The organism is Micromonospora sp. CNZ299 (assembly GCF_002754415.1).
Genome location: NZ_PEFG01000001.1, coordinates 1,166,810 through 1,185,488 on the forward strand (window position 1 = coordinate 1,166,810; position 18,679 = coordinate 1,185,488).

At 68.2% G+C, this 18,679-nt stretch carries 18 protein-coding genes; 11 read left to right on the plus strand and 7 right to left on the minus strand.

Annotated features, from left to right (window positions below):
* The first annotated feature begins 68 nt into the window (after nt 1-68).
* Complete coding sequence (locus CLT68_RS05545; RefSeq protein ID WP_099849281.1) at nt 69-764, plus strand: YoaK family protein; 696 nt, start codon at nt 69-71, stop codon at nt 762-764.
* A gap of 12 nt (nt 765-776) precedes the next feature.
* Here the strand turns inward: CLT68_RS05545 and CLT68_RS05550 are convergent, their stop codons facing one another.
* From CLT68_RS05550 to CLT68_RS05560, 3 genes are all read right to left on the minus strand, one after another.
* The gene (locus tag CLT68_RS05550; protein ID WP_099849283.1) at nt 777-1,844 is read right to left on the minus strand and encodes a WxL protein peptidoglycan domain-containing protein; all 1,068 of its coding nucleotides are present in this window, start codon (nt 1,842-1,844) and stop codon (nt 777-779) included.
* Between the two features lie 90 nt (nt 1,845-1,934).
* On the minus strand, nt 1,935-3,908 hold the full coding sequence (locus CLT68_RS05555) for a purple acid phosphatase family protein (RefSeq protein WP_099849285.1): 1,974 nt from the start codon (nt 3,906-3,908) through the stop codon (nt 1,935-1,937).
* Between the two features lie 144 nt (nt 3,909-4,052).
* The gene (locus CLT68_RS05560) at nt 4,053-5,435 is read right to left on the minus strand and encodes a HupE/UreJ family protein (RefSeq protein ID WP_486482081.1); all 1,383 of its coding nucleotides are present in this window, start codon (nt 5,433-5,435) and stop codon (nt 4,053-4,055) included.
* A 17-nt stretch (nt 5,436-5,452) separates the two neighbouring features.
* Here CLT68_RS05560 and CLT68_RS05565 point away from each other — a divergent pair, with 17 nt between their 5' ends.
* Nucleotides 5,453-6,115 carry a type 1 periplasmic-binding domain-containing protein gene (locus CLT68_RS05565; protein ID WP_088950647.1) on the plus strand — a complete coding sequence of 221 codons (663 nt, stop codon included), beginning with the start codon at nt 5,453-5,455 and terminating at the stop codon, nt 6,113-6,115.
* Between the two features lie 53 nt (nt 6,116-6,168).
* On the opposite strand, the gene CLT68_RS05570 is transcribed toward CLT68_RS05565, so the two are convergent.
* Together CLT68_RS05570 and CLT68_RS05575 are read right to left on the minus strand one after the other, a co-directional pair.
* Nucleotides 6,169-7,836, minus strand: a complete 1,668-nt coding sequence (locus CLT68_RS05570) for a glucuronyl esterase domain-containing protein (RefSeq protein ID WP_099849289.1) — start codon at nt 7,834-7,836, stop codon at nt 6,169-6,171.
* Between the two features lie 501 nt (nt 7,837-8,337).
* On the minus strand, nt 8,338-9,093 hold the full coding sequence (locus CLT68_RS05575; protein ID WP_099849290.1) for an SDR family oxidoreductase: 756 nt from the start codon (nt 9,091-9,093) through the stop codon (nt 8,338-8,340).
* 344 nt (nt 9,094-9,437) lie between these two features.
* Between CLT68_RS05575 and CLT68_RS05580 the strand changes: the two genes are divergently transcribed.
* From CLT68_RS05580 to CLT68_RS05615, 8 genes are all read left to right on the plus strand, one after another.
* Nucleotides 9,438-10,925 (plus strand): DHA2 family efflux MFS transporter permease subunit, encoded by a 1,488-nt coding sequence (locus CLT68_RS05580; RefSeq protein ID WP_099849292.1) that lies wholly within the window; start codon nt 9,438-9,440, stop codon nt 10,923-10,925.
* A 116-nt stretch (nt 10,926-11,041) separates the two neighbouring features.
* A complete protein-coding gene (locus tag CLT68_RS05585; RefSeq protein ID WP_099849294.1) occupies nt 11,042-11,641 on the plus strand; it encodes a class I SAM-dependent methyltransferase in 600 nt (199 codons plus the stop codon).
* Between the two features lie 153 nt (nt 11,642-11,794).
* Nucleotides 11,795-12,130, plus strand: a complete 336-nt coding sequence (locus CLT68_RS05590; protein WP_088950652.1) for a hypothetical protein — start codon at nt 11,795-11,797, stop codon at nt 12,128-12,130.
* 21 nt (nt 12,131-12,151) lie between these two features.
* The gene (locus tag CLT68_RS05595) at nt 12,152-12,457 is read left to right on the plus strand and encodes a pore-forming ESAT-6 family protein (RefSeq protein WP_088950653.1); all 306 of its coding nucleotides are present in this window, start codon (nt 12,152-12,154) and stop codon (nt 12,455-12,457) included.
* A gap of 37 nt (nt 12,458-12,494) precedes the next feature.
* On the plus strand, nt 12,495-12,854 hold the full coding sequence (locus tag CLT68_RS05600; protein ID WP_088950654.1) for a DUF6507 family protein: 360 nt from the start codon (nt 12,495-12,497) through the stop codon (nt 12,852-12,854).
* Nucleotides 12,851-15,259, plus strand: coding sequence for a hypothetical protein (locus CLT68_RS05605; protein ID WP_099849296.1), 2,409 nt, complete (start codon nt 12,851-12,853; stop codon nt 15,257-15,259). Before CLT68_RS05600 ends, CLT68_RS05605 begins: the two co-directional genes overlap by 4 nt.
* A complete protein-coding gene (locus tag CLT68_RS05610; protein WP_099849297.1) occupies nt 15,256-15,951 on the plus strand; it encodes a hypothetical protein in 696 nt (231 codons plus the stop codon). Before CLT68_RS05605 ends, CLT68_RS05610 begins: the two co-directional genes overlap by 4 nt.
* Nucleotides 15,952-16,051: 100 nt before the next feature.
* Nucleotides 16,052-16,387, plus strand: a complete 336-nt coding sequence (locus CLT68_RS05615) for a hypothetical protein (RefSeq protein ID WP_099849299.1) — start codon at nt 16,052-16,054, stop codon at nt 16,385-16,387.
* Between the two features lie 39 nt (nt 16,388-16,426).
* Here CLT68_RS05615 and CLT68_RS05620 read toward each other — a convergent pair whose 3' ends face one another.
* Nucleotides 16,427-16,762, minus strand: coding sequence for a hypothetical protein (locus CLT68_RS05620; RefSeq protein WP_143743132.1), 336 nt, complete (start codon nt 16,760-16,762; stop codon nt 16,427-16,429).
* A gap of 72 nt (nt 16,763-16,834) precedes the next feature.
* Complete coding sequence (locus CLT68_RS05625) at nt 16,835-17,542, minus strand: DUF899 family protein (RefSeq protein ID WP_099849302.1); 708 nt, start codon at nt 17,540-17,542, stop codon at nt 16,835-16,837.
* Between the two features lie 136 nt (nt 17,543-17,678).
* Between CLT68_RS05625 and CLT68_RS05630 the strand changes: the two genes are divergently transcribed.
* Nucleotides 17,679-18,608: an RNA polymerase subunit sigma-70 gene (locus CLT68_RS05630; protein WP_099849304.1), complete on the plus strand. Its 930-nt coding sequence runs from the start codon at nt 17,679-17,681 to the stop codon at nt 18,606-18,608.
* Nucleotides 18,609-18,679 lie beyond the last annotated feature (71 nt).

Below are 18,679 nucleotides of genomic sequence, written 5' to 3' on the forward strand. Positions count from 1 at the left end.
CCCGGAGGCGGCCGACGAGGGGCGGGCGCGGCCGTCGCGCCGGAACGCAACCGACCGGAAGGAGCACCGTGCGCGCTCCTTCGACGCGGGCCACGGCCTGGCTCCTGGTGACGTTGGCCGCGGCTTCCGGCTGTATCGACGTGATCTGCCTGACCAGGCTCAACGGGTACTTCGCCAGCGTGGTCACCGGCAACCTGGTGCACTTCGGCCACGCGCTCGCCACGGCGGACGCCCGCTCGTTGATGGGTGCCGTGGTGGCGGTCGGTGGTTACGCGGTGGGGGTGGCAGCCGCCACGCTGCCGCTGCGTCGCACCCCACCGGGGTGGAACGGCCGTACCGCCGTGGTGACCTCGGCGGAGGCGGTCCTGCTGCTCGGTTTCACCGTGGGCTGGTTCGCCTGCTCGGCCCGTCCCGGGTACGGCTTCGGGCTGGTGCTGCTGGGGATGGCCGCCGTGTCGAGCGGCATCCAGAGCGTGATCACCGTAGGTGCCGGTGTGAAGGGCGCGTCGACCACCTATCTGACCGGCTCGCTGACCGAGCTGGTCCGACGTCGCATCGTCGACCCGCACCGGTTCGCCGACGTGGGTGGCGTCGGCCGATTGGCCGGGCTGGTGCTCGGCGCCGCGCTCGGCACGGTGCTGCTGCGCACCGCCCCTACCTGGGCACCGGCGCTGGCGGCGGTGCTGGTGATCGCGGTGATCGCGGTCGCCGTCGGTCTGACCCGCCGCGCGAGCGCCGCCGGCGACCACCGCCAGCGGCGCTGACGACAGCTGGGATCAGGACGTCTGCGGCTCCTGGCCGCGCAGCGCCTGCGCTACGGCGTCGCGCACCCGGGCGTCCTCGCGCACCTTGCGCTGCGTCCGGTTGCGGCGCCGATACAGGTACGCCCCGACGAGCGCGGCGACCAGGACGACGAGCGCCAGCACCAACGTCCACGGCAGGGCCCAGCCGTGCGCGGTGACCGTGACCGGCTTGAGTGAGGTGGTGGAGCCCGACGCGTCGGTGAGCAGCGGCGTGAGGGTCGCGGTCGCGGCCAGCGAGATGGCAGGGGCGACGCCGTGCACGGGCACCGTCACGTTCCAGCTCTCACCCGGAAGCAGCTCCGGCGGCGCGGCGATGTCCCTGGCCCGTACCCGAAGCAACCCGAACGGGCCCGAGACCGACACCGCCTGCTGCCCGGACAGGGCGGCGTTGCCGACGTTGTGCACCTTGTAGGTGATGGTGGCGTCGCCCTTGCCGAACGGGTTGGCCGAGCCGGCGTACGTCACGTGCAGGTCCTCGATCGCGAGGTTCGGCTTCAGCTCACCGCCGACCCGCAACTTGATCCGGATGCCGAGGCGCCGGTCGACGTTGATGCCCTCGGCCTGGTCGGCCTGCGTGAGCGCGGTGAGGATGCCGCCGACGTAATCACCGGGCGTGGCGTTGTCCGGAACGCCGATCGTGAAGGGGACCTGCGCGGTCTTCCCGGGCTGGATCACGACACTGTCGGCTTTCGCCTTCACCCAGGCACCGACCGCGATGGACTTCTTGTCCTTGGTGAGCAGGTCGAGCTGGCCCGCGTCGGTCGTGAAGCCGTCGGCTGCGTACACGGCCAGGGTCAGCGGCGACGGGCCGCGGTTGGCCACGACCATGGCGTCCTCGACGGCGCCACCGGGATTGACGTTGTAGCTGTAGCTGGACCGGGCTTCGCCGTAGCCGTTGGAGGCCGTCCGGACCGTCCAGGCGACGTTGCCGTCCGCCGCCGAGGCGGGGCCGGCACCGACACCGACGGCCGCGACGGCGGCGAGCAGGGAGAGCGCGGTGGTACGAAGGACTGTCTTCCAGCGCGTTACGGACGGATACATGTCGGTTCCTTGAGGTGATCTTGGGAGGGGTGGCACATGGGTGGCGGGGCAGGCCCCGAAGGTGCCTACCCCGCCGAGTGGAACGTCCGGTCAGCTGCTCAGGGCAGTGATCGTGAGGGTGGTGCGGTAGCTGCCCTTCGCGATGCTGTCCGGGATCTTCAGGTCCAGGTCAGCGCCGAGCTTGGCACCGCCCCGGGGGTGCCCCTGCGCGGCCGCGCCGAGCCCGCTGGAGACCGAGAGGCCCTTGCCCTGGTCGTCGTAGGACGACAGGATCGGCGCCCCGGCCTCGGCGCCCGCGCCGCCGTCGAGCACGTACGGGGTCCAGCCCAGGTAGGAGCCGGAGAACTTCTTCTCGGCGTCCTGGAAGTCGCCGACGTTGGCCGAGATCGACCACGGGGCGAGCGAGCGGCGGCTGTCCGAGACGAGGATCGGGTTGATCTTGCCGGTCGCCTCGAAGAAGGTGCCGTCGCGCTCCTGCGCGGTACCCAGGTCGACCAGACGGTTGTAGCCGTCGATCGTCCAGCCGAACTCGCCCGGAGCCGGGTTCGGCACGTTGACCTGGATGGCCTGGCCGTCACCCTGGAACGGGTGCACCGTCACGTTGTCGACGATCGAGCCAACCGGCTGGCCGTCCGGGGTGTTGACGCAGGAGAGGCCCTTCTCCACCGCCGCGTTCGGCGCCGCGCAGGTGCCGCTGCGGACGTTCGCGAGGACCAGCTTGTCGCCGCGGACCTGCACCTTGACGTAGCTGCGGACGTGCTCCTGGTTCTGCACGGAGTTGTACCAGTACTTGTTCGGGTCCAGCGGGTCCGGGCCGTTGCCGCGGATGCCGGTGCCGGTGTTGTCCGGCTTCTTGATGTCGTAGTACTTCGAGCCGGAGGCCGAGTTGGCCGTCACGTAGATGACGCCACCCGGGCCGGGGAACACGTCGGCGGAACCCGGCTTCTCGGCCGGGTTCTCCTTCTGGCCGTTCTTGATGGAGTAGCTGCGGGTGTAGCTGTGGTCGTGGCCCTGGAGCACCATGTCGACGCCGAGGTTGGAGAACGCGGTGGTGAAGTCCTCCCGCCGCTGCTTGTTGTCGGTGTCGGTCGCGTGGCTGGCCGGCGAGTAGATGGAGTGGTGGTAGACCAGCACCTTCCACTTGGCCTCGGAGCCGTGCTTGTTGATGACGTCGGTGACGTACGCGACGTGCGCCGCGTCGCCGCCGGCGGAGCCGTCCGCCGGGTTGACGTAGCTGTTGCTGTTCAGGTCGATGAACAGCACGTCCTTGTGGATGAACCAGTAGTCGCCGCCGGACCGCGTCGCCTGGTCCCCGTTGTAGTACGCAGACGAGCGGTCGGTGTTCGGGGTGAAGTGGTGCTGCTCGTACGACTTGCCACCGACGTCGTGGTTGCCGATGGTGGCCACGAGGGGGATCTGGCGCAGCTGGTCGGGGGCCAGGAACGAGGTCCACTGCCCCTCGTCGTTGGCGCTCTCGACGTGGTCGCCGGCGGACACCAGCAGCTCGGCGTTCGGGTTGGCCGCGGTGGCCACCTTCAGGGTGTCCTCCCAGCCGGCCTGGTCCTTCAGCCGGTCGCCGGAGGAGCCGATCTGGGGGTCGCCGAAGAACAGGAAGTCGTAGTCGCCCTCGAAGTCCTGCGTCTTGAAGGCGTACGTCGGGGACCAGCTGCCCTCGGCGCCGACCCGGTACGAGTAGGCCGTCTTCTCGCGCAGGTTGCTGATCGTGGCGTGCCGGTTGAAGCCGGTGGTGGAGGTGTTCGCCGCACCGACGGCGTCGAAGCTGACCGCGCCGGCCGGGAACTCACCGTTGACGATCTCGGCGGTCGGGGCGAGCTGGATCTTCTGCGCGGTGTCGGCCGAGGAATACCAGCTCACGATGCGCTGGGTCTCGTTGGCGCCGACGCCGAGGACCACGCTGCTGATCGTGGTGGACTCGGCCGCACTCGCGGTGGCCAGCAGGCCACTGCCGAGGGCCGCGCCCATTCCCAGGAAGCCGGCTGCGACCCCGGCCACCAGACTCCGCCGCACGAGCCCGGAGGCCCGTGTCGAGGTCTTCAATGTCATCGACATTGTTCCCTTTTCAAATAGAGGAATGGATTGTGCCTTCACCCCACGCTGGGGAAGCAGATCCACGCTTTCGCCGCCTGATGAACCAACCATGAACGTGATCTTGCGAAAGACTGCACTTCACGAACTACTTAGCTCTACTCATGATCCAGAAATGCGCTGGACAAACCAGACCAGCCCCATAATGGACACGCCCGCAGAAACAACCCCGGTCGCCCAGAGGCCGGCTTTCGGCGCACGGCGGCGCAGCACGAACAGCAGCGGAAAGACGGCGGCGATAATCGTCAACTGAACGACCTCGATGCCGACGTTGAACACCAGCAGCGACCACAGCAGGGTCCACGACCACGCCTCGTCGATGCCCAACGCGCCGGCGAAGCCCAGACCGTGCACCAGGCCGAAGCAGAACACCACCCCGAGGCGGATCCAGCCCGCTCGGTCGAGGCTGAAGTGACCGGCCCCGGCCGTATCCAGGTCGGCCGCGTGCGCACCGCGCTGCCAGATCCCCCACAGGTGCCAGCCGGCGACGACGGCGATCGACAACGCGATGACCGGCTCCACGATCGCCGCCGGCACCTCGACCAGGCCGAGCGCGGCGAGCATGAACGTCACCGAGTGCGCCAGGGTGAAGCTGGTGGCCGCGAGCACGATCTCCCGGAGCCGCCGCGACCCCGCGATCAACGCCAGCAGGAACAGGATGTGGTCGATCCCGGTCAGCAGATGCTCGGCGCCCAGGAGGAAGAACTCGCCGAACCGCTCGTACCAGGCCTGCCCGGTGGAGAAGGTCGGGTGGTCGGCGTCGAGCGCCGCACTGCCCGACCGGCCGTCGATCTCGTACGTGACGATCGTCTTGGTGTCCTTGACGTAGCCCTCGCCATCGGGGAAGAGACCGCTGCGCACCTCGTGCTCGTCGCCCCGCTCAGGGCAGGTCCAGTCCAGCAGCAGATCCGCGTACGGCACGCCCTCGCGCTCGCCGATCGACGCGTCGCCCACCTCCGCCGGTCGGCAGGCCGCGCTCCCCGACGTGACCGAGAAGCGGTCGGCGACGTACGCGAGGACCGTCGAGGCATGGCTCTTCAGGGCCGCCGCCTGGGCGGTGGTGTCACCCGCCTCGAACGCGGCCGTTCCCGCCTGGAAGAGCGGATCGGCGTCAGCGGAATCGGCGGCGGACACCACGAGAAGGTCGTATTCGAGCTTCAACGCCGTACGGATGTGACCCTCGTCTCCGGCGGATATTTTCGCGTACACGGTCGACGAAAAGCCGTGCGCGGACGCGGTTCCGGCGCCCAGAAAAGGAATCACCGCTGCGACGATCCCGACAGCGGCGACGATTACGGTACGGCGGACGCGCCCTGACATGCGACTCCCTCGGTTGGCCAGTGCACGTTGCACGGCGCGGGTGAACACCAGCCCGCGGGCCGACGAACCGCCGGAAAACAAAGACCCCGAGCGCCCACCCACGGATAGTTGGCGCCCAGAATTGCGATAGGAATAGGAAGACGTACGCGCGTTTTCCGCCACCACCCGAAAGGACGATCGCCTTGCGCCCCCCGCTCCGGGCCGTTGCCATGCTGGCCGCGACCGTCGCCCTGATCACCGGCTGCGACTCCGGCGACGACTGGTCACAGCCACACCCCGAGCCCGCCGCCATCGGCACTCTCGGCCCAGGATTCGTCGCCCCCTCCACCACACCCGCTCCGGAGGCGACGATCACGCCGCAGCCGGGCTCCTGGGACGGCGTCCACCCGCCGAAGGACTACCGGGTGGTGTTGCTGACCTCCGGGGACGACGACCCGACCAAGGTCCTCGTGACAGCCGTCAAGGAGTGGGCCGACGACGAGCACGTCGACCTCCGGACGATCGTCGTCGGCACTGCGCACGACGCCGTCTCCAGCATCGCCAAGGCCATGGAGATGGGCCCGGACCTCATCGTCGGCGCCGGCAACGACCTCATCGACCCCCTCGCGCTGGTCACCCCGAGCCACCTGGACGAGAAGTTCCTGGTGGTGGGCGCGGAACTGGCCGAGCCCACCCACAACGTCACAGCGGTCGACTGGGACGGCGCGTCGTTCCGCGGGGAGGGGCTGGGCGCGTCCTCGACGTACGACCCGAAGTCGTTCACGGCCGAGCGCTGCGCGGCCGCCATCCGGGCCGGCGTGGCCGCGGTCCTCAACGACCTGACCGGGATCGTCGTCTGGCTCTGACGCTCAGCAGGGCCCGGCGCGGAGGTGTGCGGCCTCCGCACCGGGCCCGCGGATCAGGTCGCCGAGCAGGTGGGAGTCATTCCCGCACCGGTGCCGGTGCCCTGGAAGCCGAACTCGGTCGACTGACCGGGGGCGATGGCGCCGTTGTAGGCGACATTGGTGAACTGGACAGTGCCGGTGGTGCCGCTCCGATCGGCACCCCAGATGTTGGTGATACTGGCGCCCGACGGCAGGGTCATGGTGACCGTCCAGCGGTTGACCGGCGTGGATCCGGCAGTCACCCGGACCGTGGCGACGAAACCGCCCGTCCACTGGTTGATCGACGCCGTCGCCGCACAGCCACCACCGGTCGGAGGCGGCGTGGTCGGAGGCGGCGTGGTTGGGGGCGGCGTGGTTGGGGGCGGCTCGGTCGGAGGGGGTGTCGTCGGGGGCGGGGTGGTCGGGCCATCAGCCAGGACCGGCGTCTGCCAGTCCCGCCAGTCGGCCAACCGGCCGAGCGCCCTGCTCGAAATCCGGATCACCCCCGGCTCGTTCCCCGTCTTCAACAGGAACTTCCGGATGCTGTTCTGCAGAGGGCCCCGCCACTCGGGGCGGTTGGCGCAGTGGGTGCCGTCCTGGACGTCGGACCAGTAGGTGATGTTGTCGCCGGCACCGAGCGCCCGGTAGACCTCCGCGCCACCCAGGGCGGCCACACTCGCCGACCGGGGACCGAGGTTGGCGATGTGCGGGTTGTCCATGATGAACAGCCCTCGTGGCGCCACCATGGCGACCATCTCGTGCGTGTCCACCGGGAGCCTGTTCGGGCTGCCGGTGAAGGACCCGAACGCGTCACCCAGCCACGGCTGCTCCCCGTACGCGCTGCTCAGGCTCTGGGCACCCTCCCCCGGGATGCCCCGGAAGATGGGAACGCCAGCGCTGCCCGACTCGATCGGCATGGTCAGGGCGATGCGCTGGTCGAACACACCGATCGCGAAGGCGCCCTTGCCGTATCGCGAGCAACCGGTGACACCCATCGCGTCGGCCTTGAGGATGCCGTTGCCGGACTGCTCGACGACGTCGATGATCCGGCTCACGCCCCAACCCCAGGCGGCGAGCAGACCGGTGCTGCTCGATGCGCCGTAGATGCTGTAGAACGCGCCCTGCTTGTTGTTGCGGGGCGTGCCCTCACGGCCGACGACCATGGGGTCGTAGCTGATGACGGCGGCGCCGGCGGCCTTGATGGTGGCCGTGTCCGCGCCGAACCCGCCGACGACCACGACGGCCGGGAACGGGCCGGTGCCGCTGGGCAGCTCGACGCGCGCCGAGAAGCTGGCGCTCCTGCCGTTGTGCGACACGTTCACGGTGACGGTGCTGTTCGAGACCGTGCCCGTGACGGTGGCTGGCTTTGCCGGCTTGTCGCCGAAGACGAACTTCTCCGCCAACTCCTTGATCTCGGCCCGACGGCAGCGCCAGTCGGACCTGGAGGTGATGGTCTGGCCGTTCAGCTTCTTGAACGGATCGGGAAGTTTGGCGTTGGTGGGCAGCGAGCCCAGGTCCGGCAGACCGGACACCGCGCAGTCGGCGCCCTCGTCCTCCACTGCTGCGGCGGCCATGATGCCGGTGGCGGCGTGTGCCGTTGTCGTCCTTGTTGTTACCGATACCGATCCGGCGATCGTGAGCGCTGCTACCGCCAGCGCGACGACCGCCGAACGGATCCCAGAGCGGCCCGAGCTGATGATCATCAGGCTCTCCTTCCGAGTGCGGTGGTGGTGAAGGGAAGGAACGAAACGTGATCGATGATCACGAATGCCAGCCACGTCAAGTCTGGGTCCGGCTATCGGAAAGTGTCAATATCTGAGCCGAAAGTTTCGGCCTTTCCGGCCCACAGCCGTCGCCCGTGGGGGTGCAGATGTGCGCAGCCCATGGCACACGGGTCAAGGCCGGCAGCGGGTCGGAGCTGCCGGCACCGGAGTTCACGCTTCGCCAACGGGGCATCGAAACGTTTCGGTAAAAGTGCGCCCCCGTCGGCTCAGCTCGTCTCGCTGCGATTGACGGCCACCGACACCGCCGGCAACACGGTCACGGAGACGATCCAGCGGGCCTACCGGATCGCCTGAGACACTGCCCGGTCCGGGGTGGCGGCCGCTTGAGCCGCCGCCCCGGACCGGACCTCAGTGCCTCAGTGCCTCAGTGCCTCAGTGCCTCAGTACCTCAGTACCTCAGTACCTCAGTGCCTCGGTGCTTCAGGCGGTGAGGGCCCCATCGATGGCGATGGACGCGCCGCTGATGAAGGTGGCCTCGTCGCTGAGCAGGAACGTGGTCAGCGCGGCCACCTCGTCGGAGGTGCCGGCCCGTCCAGTCGGCTGCACCGACAGGTAGCGCTCCGCGGTCGACGGGGCCTGATTCACCACGTTCTGCCACAGTGGAGTGTCGATAAGGCCGGTGACCAGGGCGTTGACCCGCACGCCGGAGCGCGCCACGTCGAGGGCCGCCGAGCGCGTCAAACCGATGACCCCGTGCTTCGACGCGTTGTACGCGGCCTGGGTCGCGTCACCCTTCACACCGGACACGGAGGCGTTGTTGACGATCGCGCCACCGCCGGAGGCGATGATTGCTGGCAGTTCGTACTTGAGGCCGTAGAACACGCTGGTCAGGTTGAGGGCCAGCGACCGGTGCCAGTCGGCACTGTCGGCGTCGCGGACACTGGCCATCGGGCCACCGCCGGCGTTGTTGAACGCGCCGTCCAGTCGCCCGAACTCCGACACCGCGCTGTCGACGAGCCGCGCCATCTCCTCCTCGACCGTCACGTCGGTGGGCACGAACAGCGCGTTGCCGCCCACCTTCCTGATCTGCGCGACCACCTCCTCGCCCCGGTCCTTGTCCCGGGCGCCGATGACGACGCTGGCACCTTCGGTGGCCGCCCGCTGCGCGAACGCCAGGCCCATGCCCTGCGTGCCGCCGGTCACGACCAGCACCTTTGCTTCCAACCGTCCGGACATCTCGTCTCACATTCACTCGACTGGTCAGCCGCCGCGCGGCTCGGGATCGAAGATCGCGGGTTGCCGGCGATCGAATGTGTCCGGCCGGCCCGCAGGACTCCACGAGGCGGAACGCTAGCCTTTTCTGGAACGGTCGACAAAGTAACGCCACTCACAGGTTCGGGGTTGAGGTGCTGAAATCAGGCGTGGCCGGCCCACTCCTAGCGCTCAAATCCCTCCAGGCGCGGTTGACTGACCACCTCAGCCCCCTGTAATCGGAGGCACATTCTGTGGCGGTCGTTCCACAACCTCGTTAGCGTTGGGCGGGTTGCGCAAATACCCGTAAACCGCCCTTAAGGAATGTCATGCCCACACGTCACGCCGCCCCGCAGTCCCAGCGGTGGAAGGCACTGCTGTTCATCTCCATCGCTCAACTGATGGTGGTGCTCGACGGGGCCGTCATGAACATCGCGCTCCCCTCGGCGCAGCAGTCGCTGCACTTCACGGACGGGAGCAGGCAGTGGGTGGTCACCGCGTACGGTCTGGCCTTCGGCGGTCTGCTGCTGGTCGGTGGCCGGATCGGTGACATGGTCGGGCGCAAGCGCGTCTTCCTGATCGCACTGGCCGGGTTCGCGATCGCCTCGGCGATCGGCGGCCTGGCGGTCAACGCCGCGATGCTGCTGACCGCGAGGGCGTTGCAGGGTGTGTTCGCGGCCCTGCTCGCGCCGGCCGCGCTCGCGTTGCTCTCCCTGTCCTTTCCGCAGCCGAGGGAACGGGCGAAGGCCTTCGGCGTGTTCAGCGCGGTCTCGATCGCCGGTGGAGCGGTCGGTCTGATCGTCGGTGGTCTGCTCACCCAGTACCTGAACTGGCGTTTCTCGATGTTCGTCCTCGTCCCGGTGGCGATCATCGGGATCCTGGGCGGCAGTCGCACCGTCCACGACGACGGGGAGCGTCACCGTTCCCGGCTCGACCTTCCCGGCGTGGTGCTGGCCAGCCTCGGACTCGTCGGCCTGGTCTACGGCTTCGGCGTCGCCGAGAGCCGCGGATGGTCGTCGAGCGTGACCATCGGATCGTTCACCGCGGGCGTGCTGCTGCTGGCGGCCTTCATCCTGGTGCAGACGCGAGTCACGTCCCCGCTGCTGCCGATGCGCGTCCTGACCGAACGCAACCGGGCCGCCGCGTACCTCTCGGTCGGCCTTGCCATCGTCAGCATGTTCGGGATGTTCCTCCTGCTCAGCTACTACTTCCAGCAGGTCAAGGGTTGGTCGCCGGTGCTGGCGGGCCTGGCGTTCATGCCGATGGCGGTGGCGCAGGCCATCGGGGCCACGCAGATCGGCGCCCGGCTGGCGCACCGGACGGCCCCCAGGCCGATCATGGTCAGCGGCTACCTCGTCACAGCGGTCGGTCTCGTGCTGCTCGCCCTGCTCGACGCGGACAGCGCCTTCCTGGAGATCGCGTTCGCCGAAGCGGTGATCGGGCTCGGCATCGGCACCGCGTTCATGCCCGCGATGAGCATTTCCACCCACGGCGTCGAACCCAGGGACGCCGGGGTCGCCTCCGCGATGATCAGCTCGTCGCAGCAGGTCGGTGGCTCGATCGGCACCGCACTGCTCAACACCATCGCGACCAGTTCGGCCGCCACCTATCTGGTGTCGCACGGCGGCCCAGCGGCCCAGGCCCACGAGAGGAACCAGGCGCTGATGCACGGCTACTCGGGCGCGTACTGGACCGCCGTCGGTTTCGTGGCGGCGGCAGCTCTGGTCTCCGCGGTCATGGTGAACGCCGGCGCCCCGAAGCACGCTCCGGCGTCAGCCGACGTCCTGCCGGACATCGCGCCCTTACCCGCGCACTGATCGGCGCGACTCCGCGTGCCGGACGCGCCACCGGTGATCGAGGACACGGTGCACCGACGCGTCCGGCAGGGTGGAATCAGATGTGTGAGCAGAGCTGGCACCACGGGTGACGCGTTGTGAAGCGCACTCTGCCCATCCACCATCCGGCTTCCGCCACCGGCGATGGCGCCTCCTCGCCGGACGAGCCGGCGCGGCCGACGACCGCCCACCGGCAGCGCTGGGCGATCCAGACGATGGCTGTCGCATCCGACGACAAGGTGCTGGAGATCGGATGCGGTCGGGGAGCCGCCGTTTCTCTGGTCGCCAGCCGACTCACGACCGGCCGGATCGTCGCCATCGATCGGGCCGCGACGATGGTGCGAATTGCCACCAAACGGAACATGGCCCATATCAACGCCGGCCGAGCTGAAATTCAATGTGTCGGATTCGAGTCGGCGGACTTCGATTCGCTCCGTTTCGACAAGATCTTCGCAGTGAACGTCAGCATCTTCTGGCTGGGCGACGCAACACAGCAGATCGAACGGATGCGGAGCCTGCTGACGCCTGGTGGGCGGCTCTACGTGTTCGGCGAACGGCCCACAGCCGCACATGCCACCGCGAACCTCACCTCGACCACGATGCTGCTCGAAGCCCACGGGTTCGCGACAACCACAGCAAGCGCCACTCGCGGTAAGAGCCAGGTGCTCACCTGTGTGAGCGGTGCACCAACCAACTGAGTCGTGCATCTGCGGATGCGGTGTGGCCATCTTCGGTGCCCGCCGAGGCCACCGCTATTTGATCTATCGCGGTCGGTGGATGTCCAACCGGGTGGCGCGGGTGACGTAGCATTGACCGCGAACGTTATTCATCCCGGCACGGGGAGGAGCGGCATGAAGTTCGACATGGGAGCGCAGACTCTCGGCAGCCTCACCAAGCAGACCCAGGGTTCGTCTGATGATCTCGGCAGCCTGATCAAGCAGTTGATCGCTGCCGCTGAGCCGCTGCAGGGCAACTTCAACGGTGCCGGGCGGGTGGCATTCGATTCGTTCAAGGCCAACGCCGATTCGATCACCGCCTCTCTCAATTCCGCGCTGGGCGCGATTCTGGGCGGGCAGGGCGGAATGGATTCCGCGTTCGGCCAGGGTGACACCGAGATGGCCGACAACGCGTCGTCGGCGGCGGGCACCGCCAACTTCGACGCGGCCAGGTTCTCGAGCAGCCGCTGATTCCCGGGGGAGTGACAGGTTATGAGCACAGATCGACGCAGCTTTGACGTGGGCACCTCGCAGCAGGTCCAGAGCGACCTCGCCGGGATCATCGCCCGGCTGGAGGCCGTGATCTCGCAGCGCAGCGCCGACGTGTCGGCCGCGATGGCCGACTTCCAGGCCGACGGCGTCTCCGAGGAATACCGGACCGTCGAGGATCGGTGGAACCGCGCCGCCGGCGAGGTGCGCACGATCATCGATCTGGTCAAGACCACGATGGTCAAGAACGACGAGACGGCGACGACCACGCTGTCCAAGGCGCGCACGGCGGTGCAGTCCATCGGCTGAGTCGTTTTCCATCGAGTGTTGACGAGGGAGCACAAGCGTGAGCGCCTGGGATATCTCCCCCGGTGGAGTGCGCGACGTCCTGAATCGCACCCATGCCGCGGCCGCCCCGTTCGAGGGGCAGATGACCAAGTTCAACTCGGCGCTGGAGGGTTCCGCCGTCCAGTCGAGTTCGGAGATCGTCGGCCAGGCACTTCAGGGCTTCGTTGAGTCGATCAAAACGGACCTCGAGTTCGTGTTCACTCGCACGGGGGCGTGCATGAATGCGGCGGCACAGGCGACCAACGCCTACGTCCAGGGTGATCTGGACATGGCCGCCAACGCGCAACGCAGTGCCTCGGCGGCACCCGACCCCTCGGCGACGATGCCGGGGCCGGGCCGTGGGGCGGTGCCGCGATGATCAATCCCGGGGAGATCCCCCAGATCCCCGGCAACATGGAGCAGTTGGCCACCCACGCACAGACGATCAAGACGACCGGTGTCGACTTTGCCAACACCGGTCAGACGATCGACACCACCTGGCAGGGGTTGGCCGCGGTCTACGAGGCACCCGAGGCAGCACAACTGTTCGCCGCCTCCGGTCCGATACGCACCGTGTCGGCCTCGGTCGGTGAGGACGTCCAAGCCGTCGGCACCGCCCTGGCCACGTACGCCAGCGAGGTCAAGGAGATCAAGGCCCAACTCGCGGCACTGAAGGGCCAGGCGGAGCAGTTCGTCGAGTCGACAAAGGACGACGACGACTGGCGCGAGGACGAGGGCAAGGTCAACCAGCACAACGGCCTGATCTCTGCGGTGAACACGCAGGTCGCGGCGTTCTTCGAGGCGCAGCGCAAGTGCGCCAACACAATCAACGCCCTGTACGGGGGCCGCCAGTACCGCGCCGACAACGCTGACGGCCGAGCCGACGACGGCGAGTACGGCTTCAACGCCGACACGCTCAACGCCGCGGCCGGCGAGGACGGCGCCCTGCCCTGGGGCAGCAACGAGGAGCACGACCGCGGGTTCCTCGGTGACGTGGGCGCGTTCTTCGGTGGCATCGGTGAAGGCTTCGTCACCATGCTCGAAGACCTCGGCGGGCTGATCGGCCGCGACCCGACGACCGGCGAATGGAGCTGGGGCACCGCCGGCCAGTCATGGTTGGGCCTCGGCAAGTTCGTCTGGGCGGTCTCCATCTACATCAACCCGGTCACCATCGTGATCGACCAGACGGTCGGCATGCCGTTCCTGGAGAAGCGCGAGGCGGGCAACCTTCTCCTCAACGCCGGCAAGAGCATCATCGCCTACGACATGTGGAGTGAGGACAAGTCGAGGGCCGGCGGCCTCGCCACGTTCAACATCGTCTCCGCCGTCATCGGCACCAAGGGGGCCGGCTCCGGCGTACGCGGCGCAGGTGCCGCGGTCAACAGCATCCGGGGCAGCGCGACCGCCGCCCGAATCGGCGCCGGGCTGGTCCGCGCCGGCAACTGGCTCGACAACCTGCCCACGGTCGGCGAGGTCGCCATCAACTTCGCCAAGAAGTTCGACATCCAGATTCCGCAGATCGGGCCCCTGCCCGCCATTGCCGGCGACGTGCCGGTCGGACGCGGCTTCGACGTCGAGATGCCGAACGACCGCGGCGGCAACCCGATGAACATGGACGCTGGCAACGGCCCCGGCAACACACCCGGTGGGCGCACCCCGGGAGAGTCGACAACCGGCAACCTCCCCGGCGACAACACACCCGTCCGTAGCGGGCCGGAAGACACGCCACCCGTGCGGAACATGCCGGAAGACAACACGCCGCCGGGCAACCTGCCGGAGGACAACACGCCTCCCGGCAACCTGCCGGAGGACACCACACCGGGCAACGTCCCGGACGACACGACGCCGGGCAATGTTCCCGACGACACCACCCCCGGCAACGTCCCGAACGACACCACGCCCGGCAACGTCCCCGACGACACCACGCCGGGCGGGGGAAGCCCGGACCGAGGGCGGGATCTCACCCCGGCCGAGCAGCAGCGGTTCGTCGATCAGGCCGAGCGTCTGGGTCCTGCAGCGCGGGCCCAGGTGGAGAACCTGCTCGCCCGTACCGACCTGCCGGACGGTATGGCCAACCAGGCCGTCCGGGACTTCATGGACCTTCAGGACTCCGGTCGGCTGGCGGGAAGCGCCGACCGGCAGGGAGACATCTTCCGCGACATGCTCGACAACCTCAGCGGGGACCGCTCCGCCTTCGATGGCGCGGCGACGGAGTTGCGTGCCGCGAACGATGTGATCCAGAGCGGCGACCTGGCCCCGGGCAGCAGGATCGGTCTGAATGTCGTCGCCGGCGAACGGGTCAACCTGGGCAACGGCACGGTCGTCGACACCGGTCGCATCCCCGAAGCCGATCTCGTCTACCAGACCGCTGACGGCAATGTGCATGTGGTCGAGGTCAAGGCCACCGCGCAGACCGTGGCCAACAAGTTCCGATCCGACCCCGCCCAGTTGGAGCGCATGCTCGACTGGCGTGACGGCGCGCCGGGGCGGGAGGTGAGCATCCGGGTCGGCACCGACGAGGGTTGGACGGGGCTCTTCAGTCGCGCTGGCAACAACCCGCCGCAAATGGCGATCGAACGGCTCGCCGACCAGAACGTACCGATTACGATCGGCGGGCGTACCTTGTCGGGTGAGCAGTTGGCCGCGCTGCACCAGGCGGTGGAACGGGCTGCGGCCGACCCGGCGCACCCGATGAAGAAGCCGGCTGCCTGGTTCGGCGAGCACCTGCCCAACCTCGACGCGGCACGTGACTTCCTCAGGCCCTACGGAGTTGATTTCCTGTGACCGGTCCCTGGGTTGCCCCCGAATTGCTGGCCGCCCTGCCACTTCCGTGGCGGCTGGCGGATCCCGTCGAGCGTGGCAAGGCGACACGAGAGCTGTTGCCCGACCCACAGCAGCGGGCTGAAGCCCTACAGGCGTTGGAGATGTGTCTCGCCTACCTGGTGGACGTCAGGGACCGTTACGGCGACGAGACCGACTGGGGGCTTCCCAAGGAGTTCTTCGACGACTATTGGTTCATCCTCTACGCGGGGCTCAAGCAATCGATGCCGACCCTCGCCGACGTCACGCCCGAGAGGGTGCGCGACTGGGCCGAGGCGTACCTGGACCCGGAGGACGTCTTCGGTGCCACCTGGACGACGCCACCGGACGAGGTCGTTGACAGCATCGGTCGGTCGTGGGTCTTCTTCATCGTGCAAGGGGCGACGGAGAGTCTGGTTCGATGGCTCCGCGGCGTTGGGCCTGAGCATCTGGACGATTGGGAGCGGGTCCGAGTGGTCGACCTGCTCAAGGAAGCCACTCCTCGTCTGCAGTGGCGTCTGACGATCATCACCATCCCGACGATTCTTGATCTCGGGGGCCCCGACCAGAAGAGCTACTTCGATCGACTGGCCAACGACCAGGGCCTGCACGAGAAGACCCGCGCCGAGGCGGACAGTGTGAGCTCGTTCATCGACCGCGCACACGAGCCGATCTAGGGCCGTCGCGAGTGCGGCGGCCACCCTCGAGACGGTGTCGGCCCCTGGTCCTGTGCCGTGGTCACGACGGCTCGGGATCCGTCACCCCCGGAGTAGACACATGCGAGTCGAGTACGACGACGTTGAAATCGAGGACGACCTGCGGGTGACCCACCAGGGCGAACTCTTCACCGGCGAGGTGGTTGAACGCTCACCACAGGGCCAGGTCATCGCCGTCACCACGTACTTCAAGGGCATGGAGGACGGCCTCTCCGCCGAGTGGTACCCGAGTGGCGAGCGCAAGGCTGAGGGCAGCGCGCACTATGGCATAGCTGTCGGCGTCCACGAGGAGTGGCACCGCAACGGCAACCCCGCCGCCCGTGTCGAGTTCGACGACCAGGGCAAGCTGATCAGCCGCCAGCGCTGGGCCGAGGACGGCACCCCGATCAAGAACTAGTACTCCAACGTCATTTGATCTGCCGACTGGCTTGCTCGCCTAGCTCATGAAGAAGATCATGGCCGCGAGGCTTGCCCCCATGGCCAGGTGCTCCCAACGGAGCAGGTCCGTGATCGGTCGATTGCGCAGCCGGACGAGTGCGGTCGCCATCCAGCAGAAGTAAGCCGCCGTGGCGACGCGTAGCAACACGAGCGCCGGGTCATGGCCGGTGACGGTGCCGTGGTCCGTCCGGGGCCCGACGGTCATCTGGTGGGCAGCCATCGACTCGCCGTGTTGATGCATCAGCACGGCGAGCGCCATGAGCACGGCCCCGGCCATACGGTGCCACTCCAGCTCCGGGCCGCGCTCGGTCGGACCGCCGACGACGATTGCCACCGCCAAGGCCAGGAGCAGCAGCAGGCGGAGACTGCGGCCGACCCGAGCATGATCATCTCGATCATCAGGACGTCATCGCGGTGCGACGCCGGGGCGTGACCATTGCGCGGTGGGGCGGCCGTTGAGACGCCACGGGTGCCCCGTGACCCGCGGCCAGCCTTCAGGCGAGTTTTCCCAGTTCTCCTGCCGGCCGTACACCGTGAGGTCCAGGGCGTGGTAGGTGGTCATCAACGCCTCCACTCCCCGCCCGGTGGTCCAGTAGGTCTCGTAGACCTTGTCGCCGTCGCGCAGGTAGCACGCGATGAACCCGAAGTCACGACCGTCGGCCAGAGCCGGGTCGGAGTCTTTCGCCGAATACCAGGGGAACCTGTAGCCCATGAACTCCGCGAACGGGGCACTTTCGTCGTAGGGACCCTCGCAGAACACGGCGTAGGTGACGTCCCGAGCGTGCAGGTAGTCCAGCATCTGCATGTGACAGGTCGAGAAGGTGCACCCCTCACACTGATGCTCGTGCGGTTTACCGTCGTGCCACATGTGGAAGTAGGCGATGAGCATCCGGCGGCCCTCGAACACCTCCACCAGTGGGGTGTCCCCGCCTGAGCCCCGCACCGTCACCGTCGGCATCAAGGTCATCGGCAGCTGACGACGAGCGGCTGCGATCGCGTCTCCTTCGCGGGTATGGGCCTTCTCCCGGACCAGCAGTTCGTCGCGCTCGCGCAGCCACGTCTCCCGGTCGACGACCGGGGGCGCGGCGGCGCTGGACGCGGGGGTTGCCGTCATGGCTATCTCCTTCGTGGAATGGGGATCGGTCACAGATACCGACGACCGAGTCGGCGATCGTCATCGGTGACCGATGACGGATGGGTCCGCGGTCGTCAGTACGGTTGTGAGGACCAGTCAGCCCCGGGGAGATCACATGTCCGACTCGCCTGATGAGCAGGCGGTCTGGCTGCAGCGCGCCTTCGACGAGCACCGGCGTGAGCTACACGTCCACTGCTACCGCCTCGCCGGGAACGTCACCGACGCGGAGGACCTGGTGCAGGAGACCTTCCTGCGTGCCTGGCGGGCTCGCGACCGCTTCGAGGGTCGGGCGTCGGCGCGCACCTGGTTCTACCGGATCGCCACGAACGTCTTCCTCGACAGCCGCAAGGCAGCCGGTCACCGGACGGTACCGTACGGTAATCCGCTGGAGTGGTCCACCGAGCTCGGTCCCTATCCCGACGCCCTGCTGGCCGACGATCCGCAGACCGGTCTCGCCGCTCGGGAGACCGTCGAGCTGGCCGTGATCGCAGCGCTCATGTACCTGCCGCCGCGGCAGCGGGCGGCCTTCGTGCTGCGCGACGTCTACGGCTGGACGCCGCAGGAGATCGCCGCCGCGCTCGACACCGCCGTAGCGGCCGTCAACAGCCTCCTCCAGCGGGCCCGCCACACCCTCCGGCGGCGCGCTCCGTCGGACCCGAAGGACTGGCGCCGCCCGCAGCTCACCAGTGAGGACGAAGAGATCCTGCGCCGCTACGCCAACGCGAAGGACCCGGAGGCTTTCCGGGCACTGCTCGCCGAGGACGTACGGATCACGATGCCGCCCGAGCCGCCGGTCGTCGGGATCGACGCGGCCGCGGAGTTCCTCGGCCGACCGCTCGACTGGCGTACGTTCCCCACCTCGGCCAACGGGCGCCCGGCACTGATCAACTATCTCCGCCGGCCCGGCAGCCCGCACTACGAGGCGTTGGTCGTCGACGTACTCCGGATCGAGAACGGGAAGATCGTAGAGAGCAACGCCTTCATCGGTGCCCGTCACGTCGCCGCCTTCAGCATGCCCGCCACGCTCGACATCGAAGCCAAGTGACGTTGGAGTACCAGGCGGCGGAGAGCTGAGCAGGTGATGCTGACAAGCAGTCGGCGAAGAATCTCGCGCAA

Excerpts from the sequence above, each read along its gene's own strand:
- CLT68_RS05625 (WP_099849302.1), bottom strand. The coding sequence starts at position 17,542 with ATGACGGCAACCCCCGCGTCCAGCGCCGCCGCGCCCCCGGTCGTCGAC.
- CLT68_RS05555 (WP_099849285.1), bottom strand. The coding sequence starts at position 3,908 with ATGACATTGAAGACCTCGACACGGGCCTCCGGGCTCGTGCGGCGGAGT.
- CLT68_RS05590 (WP_088950652.1), top strand. The coding sequence starts at position 11,795 with ATGAAGTTCGACATGGGAGCGCAGACTCTCGGCAGCCTCACCAAGCAG.
- CLT68_RS05575 (WP_099849290.1), bottom strand. The coding sequence starts at position 9,093 with ATGTCCGGACGGTTGGAAGCAAAGGTGCTGGTCGTGACCGGCGGCACG.
- CLT68_RS05580 (WP_099849292.1), top strand. The coding sequence starts at position 9,438 with ATGCCCACACGTCACGCCGCCCCGCAGTCCCAGCGGTGGAAGGCACTG.
- CLT68_RS05570 (WP_099849289.1), bottom strand. The coding sequence starts at position 7,836 with ATGATCATCAGCTCGGGCCGCTCTGGGATCCGTTCGGCGGTCGTCGCG.
- CLT68_RS05605 (WP_099849296.1), top strand. The coding sequence starts at position 12,851 with ATGATCAATCCCGGGGAGATCCCCCAGATCCCCGGCAACATGGAGCAG.
- CLT68_RS05630 (WP_099849304.1), top strand. The coding sequence starts at position 17,679 with ATGTCCGACTCGCCTGATGAGCAGGCGGTCTGGCTGCAGCGCGCCTTC.
- CLT68_RS05615 (WP_099849299.1), top strand. The coding sequence starts at position 16,052 with ATGCGAGTCGAGTACGACGACGTTGAAATCGAGGACGACCTGCGGGTG.
- CLT68_RS05595 (WP_088950653.1), top strand. The coding sequence starts at position 12,152 with ATGAGCACAGATCGACGCAGCTTTGACGTGGGCACCTCGCAGCAGGTC.
- CLT68_RS05550 (WP_099849283.1), bottom strand. The coding sequence starts at position 1,844 with ATGTATCCGTCCGTAACGCGCTGGAAGACAGTCCTTCGTACCACCGCG.